We start from the raw sequence: 12,656 nt of genomic DNA on the forward strand, positions 1-12,656 counted from the left end.
GGGTCAGTCGCCGAGGGGCAAACGCGCATGCTGCTCGCCACGGTAATCGTCGAGCGCCAGCTTCACGCGTCGCAGCGATTCGCGGCTACCCTCGGCGGTCTGCAATGCGACCTCGGTGGCCAGCAGGTCGATAGCCAACAACATGCCATAACGCGCGGCAGTCGGCTTGTAGATGAAATCGGTCTCGTCGAGCAGGATCGGTAGAACCACATCGCCAAGCGCGGCCAGCGGCGAAGCCGGCGGCGCGACCACGACGAGCCGGGCGTCATAGCCGCGCGCCAGGCGGGCGACCTCGATCATCTCCGGCGTCACGCCGGTGGTCGAGAGCAGGACGAGCGCGTCGTCCGGCCCGAGCGTGGCGGCCGCGATGCGCATCAGCACCGGATCGTGATACGCGGCCACCGGCCGTCCGAGCCGCACCAGGCGATGTTGCAGTTCCGACGAGAAGATCGTCGAGCAGCCGCCCATGCCGAACGCATAGGTCATCCGCGCAGTCGCCAGTCGTGCCGCGGCCGTCGAAAACCGCGCCTCGTCGAAATGCCGCAAATGACGTTCGAGCGTCGCGCCGATGTCGCCGACGATCTGGCCGAAGAACGCCGAGGTCTCGGGCACGGCCGGCGCGGTGTCGAGGAAGCGCTGGCCGACCGCGCTGGCCTGCGCGAGTTGCATGCGCAGGCCGCGTATGTCGCCGCAGCCGAGCGACTGCGCAAACCGCGTCAAGGCCGAGCGGCTGACGCCCGCCTTCTCGGCCAGCTGATCGATGCTGGCCGACGCCGCGAATGCAACGTCGTCCAGCACCGCGTCGGCGATCTTGCACTCGGTCCGGCTCAGCTGCTCGCGTCGCGTGCGCAGGCGGTAAACGAGGTCCATTGACGCCGCCGCCTCAGAAGAACGTCGCGACCGCGCCCGTCACCCGATACGCTTCGTCGACGGTCAGCAGTTGCCGCCATTTGTCGAAGGTCAGGCAGGGATGGGAGATATCGAACGCAATCATGTCGCCGACCCGCAGCGGTGCATCGTGTGGGATCGACATGAATGCATGCTGATCCATCATCGCGGTGACCGCCCAGGTTTCCGGCGCGGCGACCGGCGCGGCATCGCCCGGCCGGTAATGCAGCGAAGGGATCGGCAGGCCCGCGTCGAACGCCGCGTCGCGCTTGCCGAGCGCGATGATTGCGCGGCCCGGCTCGGGCAGCGATTGAACGTTGGCCCAGACCTGCAGCGCCGGTAGCAGCGACCGCCCGATCTCGCGCGCGACCGGATTCTCCGCCTGGATGCGCGTTTCCGCCTCGCGGTAGATGCCGACGTCGTGCGTCAAGTAGCAGCCGGGGCGCAGCACGACATCCAGCGGCATGCCGACGTCCTGCCCGGCGAACTCCTCGGCGACGACGTCGAACCATGCAGAGCCGGCGCCCGAAAGCAAGACCCTCGGCTCGGCGAACTCGCCCGCCGCGGCAATCGTCGTCGTTCTGGCCACCACCTTGCGAAGAAAGGTGCGGATGGCCGCCTCTTCCTTCAGCACGCCCTCGTACACCTCGACGCCGACCAGGGACAGCGACTGCGGCCAGCGAGCGATTTCCTCACGTACGGCGAGCTCCTGCGCCTCGTCTCGCACGCCGGTCCGGCCACCCGCGACGCCGTATTCCAGCAGGACGCGCAGACGCTGACCGCGCTCCGCGAAGAAGCGTCCCAATGCATCGACATTGTCGGCGGAGTCGACGCAGCAGCAGAAGCTGAACGTGTCGTCACGCTGGAGGTCGGCGATGATGGCCATGTTGCCGCGTCCAACCAGCTGATTGGCCATCAGCACGCGACGCACGCCGTGTCGGTAAGCGGCATTGACCTGCGGCGCCGTCGCCAACGTGATGCCCCAGGCGCCGTGCTCGATCTGGCGCCGGAACAGTGCCGGGCTCATCGTCGTTTTGCCGTGCGGTGCAAGCGAAACCCCATACCGCTCGATGAAGGTCTGCATCCACTGGAGATTGTGTTCGATGCGGGCGTCGCGAAGCACGGCGACGGGCAGGCTGACATCTTCCGCAAGGACCGACCAACCCAATTGTCCTACCGCATCGATGGCCATGCCGGCCGGCGCCGCGCCAATACCCTTCGTTTCAAGATCAAGGGGTCCAGGTTGAAACTTAATTTCAGGCATGGTGCCTCCGCGCGACGGTAACCAGCGAAAAATACCGCTTGGAAGCGAAAATTACCAGATCGTAAGAAAATAATTTTCATATTTTCTTTGCGCCGCCGATCTTTCGGCAGCTCGCAAGTGGCCATCATCCCAGCGTGGGTGGAAGACCGGACGGCGCCAGCGGCCGCCAGAGGTGAACGTGCGTTGTGCGCTTGGCACCTATGCGGGCCGAAAAGTGAATGCGGACGGTACGGTTTCCATCGTTCGCCCGCGACGATGCTCGCACCGCGCGGTCGTTGCCCTTCCGACCGGCGCGGCCAACGCAGGCGTGACCACGAGTGCGGGCTCGCCAACTGAAATCGACCGGGAAATTACCGCGTGGCGGTCGCGCGGAGCGGCACTGGCACGCTCGATTGGCTAGAAGAACGGCCCGGCACACGGCCGGCATCGGTGCGCGGCCTTGTCGGCCCATAGACATTCACCTGCGCGCTGCTTCCGTACCATTGCCATGTACCTTCGGATGCCTGACTAGCATGTGGCAAGAAAGGCGTTCCGGATCCGGCACGATGCTCGACTGGTTTTTGGAAGGCGACTTGACGCCACATGCGCCGCAACGGGCATGCTAGAGAGAGGTCGACACGCAAGCCGCGTCGATCGGCCAACTACTTACCGTTTATCAACACCTTGGTGGCGATACTTCAGGTGTTTCGAATCTGTGTTCCCACGGCCCCGAATTTCCCGGGCGTTATAAAGATCTCTTTTTATCAATGTCTTGCATCTGGTTCTTGAGAACCGTTATGACATATCATCGAACCAGTGTTTCAATATTTCCGTTTTGTCCTTGCACAACATCGCCTTGTTTAACGGACCTAATACTTTTCTTGAGGTTCGGTGCCTTTCGGGGATGCAAAATTGCCGGGACTTTGTGGCATGCGGGCTCGGTGGGTCGGTCTTCGTGTCGCTGACGCACGCCCCCTTTGACGGTTGTCCTCGTGGAACAGCGCCTTACACCCCGCTTATAACGATCTGGATGAGCAGACGCCACTCGCGTTGCCGAGCCAGTCCGCCCGATGAGGAAGATCCAAGCCAATTGAATTCCGGATACTAAACATCATCGCTATGCTTTTGTATATATTATCTTTTTTATATTCAGTATATATATTAAGCATAATAGCATGCGATAAGTCCGGCCAGTCATGCGATAACAGGCCGACGCCCTCCTCTTATCTCGACCGCCGCGCGGTCAGGCGCCGGTACGCCACCCTGCAGCCGCGCCCTTCAGTTCGCCAAGCAGGCGCTGCCAAACCGCGCTTTGCGGGCGCCCCTCTGTCCTGGCGTCAAAGAACTGCACCAGCAGCTTGCCCGCGCCATCGAATACCTCAAGGCTCTCTATCGGACCGTCGCGCGAGAAATGTCGCACCAGCCAGACTTCCGCCACCGCCCGTTCGGACAGGCGGAGTACCGCCGCCGATCCGTTCTGCGTCCGACCATGCAGAATCAGCTGTCCACACCGCGGCAGTTCGACCAGCTTCACGATGCGCCCGGTGAAGATCTGGACGACCGCTGCGTTGCCGACAAACGCCATGAACGTCATCTGCATTCGGTCGAGCGCGTACAGCAGCGCACGCACAGCATCTGTCGGAATGCAGCAGGCAAGGTCTTCGGGTACGGTCCGGTAAGCCGCCAACCGCTCGATGCCGCGGCTGCGCAGCATGGGTTCGAAATGGTGGATATCGGTGAGCGCTCGCCACAATGCTTCGATGCTGTCATCGGCGCGGTAGCTCGGCAAAGCAATGCGGCGCGATGACAGCGCATGTCGACCGCGCCAATCGCTCAGCGTGTCGCTGCCGTCCGCCAATCGAAATGTCGCCCGGTGGACCGCCCTGCCCCCGCTGAGCAGGACCGCTCGCTGCCGTAGCCCAGCGCCCGGGTCGTGGAAGTCGACGGTGTCGACGGTACCGGGGATGATGCGGAGGTCGACGCCGCCGGGCTGCAAAACCAGATGACCGCCGGCGCAGACATGCGCATAGGTGCCGGCGACGCGCAGATTCGCGCCGTTGTTTTCGGTAAACGTCTCGCAGTCGATCGCGGCCGCGCCGACTGCACGCAGCGCGTCACGCAGGCATCTCGCTCTTGGCGCGGCCGTCGCGCATGGGTCGCTTGTGCGCGCAACGCCCACGGCATGCGCGGTTTGATCTATCGGGTAAAGAGGCACATCCGCGTTCCGATTACCGCCTTCTTGCCGGCGCAAACGCCAGCGCGCTGCCGGGTGCAGCGCGGCTTGGCGAGGTGTCGCACTGCCCCGGCGGTCAGACGCCGCCAGACGATCAATTTGCCCGGTCAACTGCACCCGGCAAGACGCATGGTTCGCAGCCTGCCGCCATGACGCCCAAACATTCGGACCGTGGAGCGCCGCGGCACGCACTGCGCGCGACCGTCCATTCGCGTGGTGATTGAGCACCGCCCCCCCTCAACCAACGGTCAAGCGCGATCGACTGGGCCCGGCTGCGGCGACGCACGGTGGCGCCTTGCTGGTCCGCACCGTCCCGCAGCCGCAGCCGCTGGCGCGGCCTCAAACCGCGTGACACCGCGTGAATTGTGACGCGCTTTGAACGACAGCTTAGTCATGTATCGCGCGTCAGTGAGTTGGTCGCCGCCAGCTCGCGCCGGAGCGCGTTCCAATGACCGTTTCTGCCCAGACGTCCGACTTGCTGCGGCGCGCAGTCGACGCATTTGTGCCGACGTGGCGGCCGCTGGTCCGGGGGCGTCGGCATCGAGTCGAGCAAGGCGCCGCCGCAGCGCTGCGCGCGCGGCCGCGCGCGCCGTTGCGGACCAACCAACGGCGACGCAGTGCGTCCGCTTTTCGCGGGTTGAGGGACAAGAAACGTCACGCGCGCCCAGAAGATCGAGCGTCGGCATGGTCACCTACTGCGGCAGACGCCGCCCTGCATCGATGCAGTCCGCCACGCCAAATGCGCAAGCAAGGGACCGAAGCCCTCGCAAATCGCTCCGACGGGCGCAACCTGCCGTCGATGAGCGTCACCTTCCGACGCTCACGAGCGATGCGGCGGCAGCCCGAGCGTTGCGGCCGAGAACTCCGTCAGCGCGTCATGCACAGCCGCTGCGACCGACGCCCAGTCACCCGCCTTGGGCTGCCTGAACAGCCGCGCGGTGGGATACCACGGCGAGTCGGCACGATCGGTCAGCCAGCGCCAGTCCGCCAGCGCGGGCAGCATGATCCAGACGGGCCGTGCCATCGCGCCGGCGAGATGAGCGACCGCGGTGTCCACCGTGATGATCAGATCGAGCCTCGATAACAGCCGCGCGGTGTCGCTGAAGTCGATCAGCGCCTCGGGCTGGCGCAGCGATGGCCAGGACGCTGCGGCGACGGCGGCATCGGCTTGTCTTGGCTCGGGTTGGACCCAGTGATAGTCGACGTCGGGCAGCGTCGCCAGCGCCAGCAAGGCCTGCAGCGGCATCGAGCGCATCGCGTCGTTGCCGTATTCCGGATTACCGGAGACCACAATGCCGACCTGCAAGCGGCGTCGGTCGGCAACGGTCCTTGCCGGCACGCCGGACAGCCCCCTCTTCGTCTCTGTGTCCGGCTCGGCTGCTTCGTGCCCCGTGGGAATTGCGGTAGCAGCGGGATCGGCGTGCCCACCGTCGGCGGGCGGGTTTGTCGGCACCGGGCTGGCCGTCGCCGCTGGGTCGGCCAGCCAGGCCGACCCAGGCTTTGACGGCACATTCGCCGCCTCGGACCGCTCACCGCATCGATTGCCGGCCAGCGGCGGCGCGCATGCGGCACGAAAACGCTCGCGCGCCGGCGCAAAGAGATACGGCACCCTATCGGGAATGCTGTCGAGTCGCGTGCGCAATGCGTGCGGCAAGGTCATCAACAAGGTGAATGCGTCGGCATCAGGCAGAGGTTCGCCTCGCGCAATGACGGTGACATCCCACTGCGCAGCCATCGGCGCCACGACCGGCCAAAGGGCGCGTTGGACCTCGACGATGACGCGATCGGTATGTGCCCGCAATATCGGTATATATCTTATAAAGTGCAGCGTGTCACCGAAACCCTGTTCGGCCAGGACCAGGCAGGACTTGCCGCGCAGATCGAACTGGCCGTGCCAGTACTGTTCCGAGCGGCGCGCCGCTTCGCGTGCCGACTCGCGCCGCTCGTAAGCCGCGAAACCGGCTTCGAGCTCGCCCCGCCGCAGCCGGACACCTGCTTCGTCCAGCCAGGCCTCTGGCCAGTCGGGTCGAATCCGTCGCGCCGAGGCGAGGCATGCGAGCGCCGCATCGCTTTCGCCGAGCAGCAGCAGCGCGCCGGCCAACTGCCGGTACGCGTCGGCGTAATTCGGCGCTGCGCGGGTTGCCTGCTCCAGGACGAACACCGCGTGTCCCGCCTCGCCCAGGCGTGCCAATGCCATGCCATAAAGCGTGAGCGCCTGCGCCCCGCGTTGGCCGAAACGCATCCACAACGCGATGCCCTCGTCATGTGGATCGGCCGCCGGCGAACGCGCGTCGCTGCCTGCACCGACCTCCGATGCCGTCACTTCGCCGTCTGTCCCCGCGGCGCGCCGCACGGCAAGCGCCCGCGCCCCGCCCTCGTCCAGAGCCTGGATCGCCCGCAAGGGCCGATCGATGTCGAGCAGTGCCTGGGCGGCACCGAGCGTCGCTTCGAGCGCCGCCACCGGCGTCCCGGCAAGCTTCAATGCGTCCCGAAACCCCTCCAGCGCGGCCACCGGGCGCCGCAGCGCCGATTCGGCGGCGGCGTGCGCAAGCAGCCAGTCGAAGTCGCGCGCCGCCAACGGCACCTGATCCAGCAGGACGCGCGCGCGGCGCGGCTCACCGGTGCGTGGCACGGCCAGCGCATGAGCCAGTTCAATGCAGGTCGCCCAGTCGTCGGGTGCGAACCGCGATGGCACGTCCACCGCCGTGCCCGACGATGCCATCGAGAGACTGCGAGCCGACGGTTCCGGCAGGCCGGGCACGGCGCTCACCGAGGCAGGCTGCGACAGAAGTTCCAGGCCTTGGGCAGCCTCTTCGTTTCGTCCCAGAAAACGCAGCGCGCGAGCCCGCAAGCGTGCCGCGACGCGATCGCCCGCCCGCAGCAAGAGCGCCGCATCGAGCAGCACGCACGCCTTGTCGGCCGCGTCCTCGTCGAGGTGGACCTTGGCAAGCGCGACCAGGGTCGTCACCACCGCGCCACGATCGGCGGCGTCGGTCTGGTCGCTCTGGCCGCTCTGGCCGGTCTGGTCGGTCTGGTCGGTCTGGTCGGTCTGGTCGGTCTGGCCGGCCGCCACGCCGCAACGAAGAACGCTTGCGCCGCGCTGTGCGTCCGTTGCGGCCGGCATGGCCTCCGTCACGGGTGACGCAGGCAATGTTCTGCGCTCCGCAGACGCCGCATCATCATGCGGTTCGTCCTTCATCGCGTTGCGCGGGCACGCGTGATTGCGCGGGCACGTGTGACAGCCGGATCGAACGATGCGCTGCCGACGTCAAGCGGCTGCTCGGACAGCGGGATCGGCGAGCCGGGCCCTCGACTGGCTACCGAGCCCCTTCGGTGCGGGCTGGCGGATGACGCTGACAGGTGGAAAAGACGGTGCATGGCGGCCGGGAAAGCACTGTTGAAAGCGGAATGACGCCATTCTATCGAGCACGCCGCCCGCTCTCGCTGCCGCCATCGTTGCAACCGCCTGTTGGCGCAAAAGCACACGCTTGATCGGCGTCATGCTGCAAACACATTTTTAAGATAATATCGCGCCCTGTCGGTTTCGGACCTACCCAGCGATAGGTCTTTTTCCTACACGGCATTACGGTTTAAACCCGCAATGGCAGGCCGGGCGGGCGCGTTTCAACGACAGTACCAACTCTCGGGAAAGAACACGTGCGGCAAGTCATTCTGGACTCTATCGAAGTCGGCGGCGGCATGCGTGCGACGATCGGCAACGGGCTTTCGCTTGACGTTACGGCCGCCCCGCCGTCCGACGCTGCCGCGGCGCTGGCAGGCAACGCGGTGCCTTCGGCCGTCGACGTGCTGACTGTCGAACGAACCACTCGCGAAGCCGTGCGCGCCGCGCTGGCTGCGGAATTACACGACGACCTCGGCGCGCAGCTCACGGCACTGCGCTTCGCCCTGGCTCGCATCGAGACCTTTCTGCCGGCCGACGCACCGCGCGCCTGCAGCGAAGCGTTGCACACGGCGGAACGTACGCTCGACGATGCATGCTCGGCGATGCGTCGCGCGGTGGACGGCTTGCGGACCACGCAGCTCGACGCGTCGATCAGTGCCGCAATGCGGCGTTGGACCGGCGAGTTCGGCCAGCGCACCGGAATCGCCATCGACCTTCGTCTCAGCGGCTGCCTCGATGCGCGGCTCGACCGTCACATGGCGCTCGACGTGCTCCGTCTCGTTCAAGAAGCCTGCAGCAATGCCGCGCGACACGGCCGCGCGGGTGAACTGACGATCGAAGTGTCGGCGCAGCGCGAACAGTTGAGCGTGCGGGTGTGCGACGACGGCTGCGGTTTCGCGCCGCGTGCCGGCGACTGCGCGGCAATGCGGCACCGCGCGAAGGCGCTCGGCGGTTCCCTTTCGATAGCGAGCGGACCGCACGGCACCGAGATCACATTGAACGCGCCGCTGCATGCGCCGGCTCCGCTTCCAAGTCCGGTGCCGAGCCGCACCCACTGACATCGAGACCAATACCGCCACCGTCGGTCAGCGTAGCCCGATCCCGAGCCGCTGCGCGGATTTCTCGATTCCGGACAGCAAAACCGTTGCCACGGTGCTTCAGTGCCACCCTGCACGCCGACCGCCCCGATCATTGCAGCCCCTCGACCGCCCTCTATGACCACGCTCCTCCTCGTCGACGACCATGCCATCATCCGCCAGGGCGTCGCTCAGCTCCTGAGTGACCGCAAGGCCATCGATCAGGCGGTGGAGGCGGCGAGCGGCGCGGAGGCGCTCGCGATGCTGGAGCAGACCCGGTGCGACATGGTCATGCTGGATATTTCGCTGCCGGACATCAGCGGCATCGACGTGCTGCAACGCATCAAGCGGCATTGGCCACAGTTGCCCGTATTGATCTTCTCGATGTACCACGAAGAACAGTACGGGGTGCGGGCGCTGAAGTCCGGCGCCGCTGGCTATCTGAGCAAGGCCGCCAGTACCGGCGAGATGCTTGCCGCGGTGCGGCAGGTGTTGAGTGGGCGCAAATACGTCAGTCAATCGCTGGCCGACGCGTTGGTCAGCTATGTCGCCACCAACTCGGGACAGATGGCTCACGAGCGCCTGTCGCATCGTGAATACCAGACCCTGTGCATGCTGGGCTCCGGCAAGCGTCTCACCGATGTCGCGAACATGCTGTCGCTGTCGGTCAAGACCGTCAGCGTCTATCGCACGCGCCTGCTGGAGAAGCTCAACCTCGCCAACAACGCTGAGCTGACGTATTACGTGATGCACAACCGTCTCGTCGACCTGGGCCCGGCGCAGGCCTGAAGTGCCGTGACGGCCATAACGGCCGTAGCGGCCGTAGCGGCCACGGCGCGCGCGCGCGGCGCGCTAGGACGCGCAACCGGTCGGTCTCAGTGACAGTCGGCCGGGTCGGGCACAGCGTCGGCACCGCCGACGCGGAGCGACATGTCGAAATGCCGCAGTCAGTTGCCGCTGATCGCGCCCAGCACCGCAGCCGCCAGGCGCAGCACAAGAAACCCCCCGAGGCCGGCAAGCAGCCATACGACGTGGCGCATGGACACAATGGCGGCCCATGAGGTCGGGACCACCGGCGCGTCGTAGCCGAGCCGCGCCGCGGTGAGGACCAGACCCGCCGACCCCGCCACCCAGATGCCCAGCCAGGTCCAGGCTGTTACCCGCAGGAAGGCGGCCGCGTCGCTCATGCGTCGCGCGCCCGCTGGGCTTCGTTTCTTCAAGGATCGGCTCCGGTATTGGATCACGCGTTCAGTCGCGCATTCAGTCGCGCATGCCGCCACGCTCTGGCCGCATGGTCGGTCGCAGCGTCGAGCAGGTAAGGCGCGCAGCCTGACGCCGCCGTTGGCATGGCGACGGCAGTCGCGCACCGCGCCGCGCCACGTCGCCTCTGCCGCCTCTGCCGCCTCTGCTGATTCCGCCGACCTTGCCAACCGCGCGAGGCGAGCGCGCTGCCGGCGAGGTCGCATCCTAGCATCGGCACGCGTCACGCCGCACGGGCGAGCGATCACCTCGACGCGCGGCCGCCCCGCCCCCGCCCCACCCGGCGGCGATGGCCGGCTCCGTCGCGAACGCCTGCGAACAGCGAAACTGCGCCGGGCGCCCGCGACCGCGCCTCGGCGCCGAATTGGCCTGCTCTTTACCCGTTGTTTCAGGGATGGCCGCCGCGCGCCCGCGCCTAAGATGGCGGTCATTCGCGTGACAGCCAAGGCGGCGCGCCCTCCAGGGGCGGACGGCCGGACGGCGTCGCAACGAATTTGCGAAGCGGGTCTAAAGCTTTGCCGATTGCGTCCGATAACCCATACAACGGCGGCGTACGGCAACTCGACCGGAACGCGACAACCGTTGCGGCGAACTGCCGGCATGCACCACCCAATGGATAAAGGAGCGCCTCATGGCCCAGATCATCAGCACCAATACCGCTTCGCTGATCGCGCAAAGCAACCTGAACAAGTCGCAGGCGACGTACACTTCGGCGATCTCCCAGCTCTCGTCGGGCAAGAAGGTCAGCAGCGCGGCGGACAACTCCGCCGGCCTGGCCATCTCGGGCCGGATGCAGGCGCAAATCAACGGTGGCACCCAGGCGATCGCCAACGCCAACGACGGCATCGCCTTGGCCCAGACCGCTGACTCGGCGCTGTCGCAGATCACGGCCAACCTGCAGTCGGTCCGTACGCTCGCCGTGCAGTCGGCCAACTCGACGTATTCGGCCTCGGACCGTGCGTCGCTGAACCAGCAGGCGCAGCAGCTGCTCGCGCAGGTCAACACGATCGCTACGCAGACCCAGTACAACGGCCAGACCCTGCTCGACGGCAGCTTCGGCACCGCCAGCTTCCAGACCGGCGCGAACGCCGGCCAAACGTCGACGGTCAACCTGAGCCAGGGCGTCAAGACGAACCAGATCGGCCAAACGGCAGCGGCCACGACCAACGTGACCGGCACTGGCCTGGCTGGCAAGACGCTGTCGATCCAGGTCGGTGACGGCACGGTGTATTCGGTCGGCTCCGCCGTCACCGGCGCATCGGTCGGCCAGGACGCGAACAGCGCCTACGCCGCCGCAGTTGCCATCAACGACGCGAACGTGTCGGGCCTGACCGCCACGGCCAGCAACCAGCAGACGTTCGCACTGAACGGCTCGGCGTCGGGCGCGATCACCGGCACGACCGGCGATACCGTCAACATGACGATCAACGGCGTGAAGGTCTTCGGCGACGACGGCTACACGTTCAGCGCCGACCAGACCAGCCTCAGCGCCGGCGACCTCGTCGCGCAGATCAACTCGGTGTCGGGCGATACCGGCGTCTCCGCCGCGCTGAGCGACACGGGTTCGCTGGTCCTGAGCGCCGCCGACGGCCGCAACATCACCGTCACGCAGTCGAACTCGAACGTGACCGGCACGGCTGCCGCGGACAGCATCCTGACGTCGACGGGCACCAACGCCGCGAAGATCGGCACGGCCCTGCAAGGCACGCTGAGCCTGTCGGCCTCGAGCGCGATCACCATCGGCGGTACGGGAGCCGCGAGCATCAACGGCTCGACCGCCGCTACCGCAGCGACCGCCGGCAGCGCCGCGGTCGCCGCATCGGTCGCCGGCACCAGCGCCGCCGCGCTGGACTACACCGCGCCTGGCGCCGCGAACTCGTTCTCGGTCACGACGGCGGCTGGCACGAAGACGTTCTCGCTCGACACCGCAGCCGCGTACGCCGATGCCGACGCGCTGGCGACGGCCGTCCAGACGATGCTGAACGACGCGACCACCGGCTTCGGCGCGGGCGCGTTCAGCGTCACGAACACTGGCGGCACGCTGACCATTGCAGCCGGCACCGCCGGCGCGGCGGGCAACTTCTCGGTCGCGGGCGCATCGACCTCGCTGGGCGTGGCGGACTCTTCGACGACCAACGGCGCCGACGCGGTTGCGGCCACCGCAGCCAAGCCGGCCGTCGCCGGCAACAACACGATCGGCCTGAAGTCGAGCACGCTCGCCGACCTCGACATCTCGACCGCGTCGGGCGCCACCTCGGCGATCCAGTCGATCGACGCGGCGCTGTCGACCATCAGCGACCTGCAAGGCAGCGTCGGCGCGATTCAGAACCGCTTCGACTCGACGATCTCGAACCTGAACGCGACGGTCCAGAACGTGACCTCGGCGCAGTCGACGATCACCGACGCGGACTACTCGTCGGTTGCCTCGACGCTGTCGACGGCCGACGTGCTGCAACAGGCCGGCATCGCGATGGTCTCGAAGGCCAACCAGCAGCCGGCGCAGATCATGAAGCTCCTGCAGTAAGCGCTTCGCTCGGCGGGTTCGCCCCGCCG

The 12,656-nt window shown here is 66.7% G+C and carries 8 protein-coding genes; 3 read left to right on the forward strand and 5 right to left on the reverse strand.

The features are described 5' to 3' along the window. Positions 1-3 precede the first annotated feature (3 nt). The 4 genes from BLU54_RS02215 to BLU54_RS02235 form a co-directional block, all read right to left on the reverse strand. Positions 4-870 (reverse strand): MurR/RpiR family transcriptional regulator, encoded by an 867-nt coding sequence (locus BLU54_RS02215; RefSeq protein ID WP_091904087.1) that lies wholly within the window; start codon positions 868-870, stop codon positions 4-6. A gap of 13 nt (positions 871-883) precedes the next feature. Beyond that, complete coding sequence (locus BLU54_RS02220; protein WP_091904089.1) at positions 884-2,152, reverse strand: amino acid deaminase; 1,269 nt, start codon at positions 2,150-2,152, stop codon at positions 884-886. Positions 2,153-3,374: 1,222 nt separating this feature from the next. After that, positions 3,375-4,346 (reverse strand): ChuX/HutX family heme-like substrate-binding protein, encoded by a 972-nt coding sequence (locus BLU54_RS02225; RefSeq protein ID WP_139169417.1) that lies wholly within the window; start codon positions 4,344-4,346, stop codon positions 3,375-3,377. Positions 4,347-5,184: 838 nt separating this feature from the next. Beyond that, entirely contained in the window at positions 5,185-7,515 is a 2,331-nt protein-coding gene (locus BLU54_RS02235) for a tetratricopeptide repeat protein (RefSeq protein WP_211435285.1), read from the reverse strand. A 506-nt stretch (positions 7,516-8,021) separates the two neighbouring features. On the opposite strand from BLU54_RS02235, the gene BLU54_RS02240 reads away from it, so the two are divergent. Further along, positions 8,022-8,825 carry a sensor histidine kinase gene (locus BLU54_RS02240; RefSeq protein ID WP_091904097.1) on the forward strand — a complete coding sequence of 268 codons (804 nt, stop codon included), beginning with the start codon at positions 8,022-8,024 and terminating at the stop codon, positions 8,823-8,825. Between the two features lie 156 nt (positions 8,826-8,981). After that, positions 8,982-9,632, forward strand: coding sequence for a response regulator (locus BLU54_RS02245; RefSeq protein WP_091904099.1), 651 nt, complete (start codon positions 8,982-8,984; stop codon positions 9,630-9,632). A 158-nt stretch (positions 9,633-9,790) separates the two neighbouring features. Here BLU54_RS02245 and BLU54_RS02250 read toward each other — a convergent pair whose 3' ends face one another. Further along, a complete protein-coding gene (locus BLU54_RS02250) occupies positions 9,791-10,063 on the reverse strand; it encodes a hypothetical protein (RefSeq protein WP_139169422.1) in 273 nt (90 codons plus the stop codon). A gap of 671 nt (positions 10,064-10,734) precedes the next feature. Between BLU54_RS02250 and BLU54_RS02255 the strand changes: the two genes are divergently transcribed. Beyond that, positions 10,735-12,627, forward strand: a complete 1,893-nt coding sequence (locus tag BLU54_RS02255; protein ID WP_091904104.1) for a flagellin N-terminal helical domain-containing protein — start codon at positions 10,735-10,737, stop codon at positions 12,625-12,627. The last annotated feature ends 29 nt before the right edge of the window (positions 12,628-12,656 follow it).

This window comes from Chitinasiproducens palmae, assembly GCF_900095735.1.
GTDB classification, from domain to species: Bacteria; Pseudomonadota; Gammaproteobacteria; order Burkholderiales; family Burkholderiaceae; genus Chitinasiproducens; species Chitinasiproducens palmae.

Coding starts and splice junctions, on each gene's coding strand:
- BLU54_RS02220 (WP_091904089.1), bottom strand. CDS start 2,152: ATGCCTGAAATTAAGTTTCAACCTGGACCCCTTGATCTTGAAACGAAG.
- BLU54_RS02245 (WP_091904099.1), top strand. CDS start 8,982: ATGACCACGCTCCTCCTCGTCGACGACCATGCCATCATCCGCCAGGGC.
- BLU54_RS02255 (WP_091904104.1), top strand. CDS start 10,735: ATGGCCCAGATCATCAGCACCAATACCGCTTCGCTGATCGCGCAAAGC.
- BLU54_RS02215 (WP_091904087.1), bottom strand. CDS start 870: ATGGACCTCGTTTACCGCCTGCGCACGCGACGCGAGCAGCTGAGCCGG.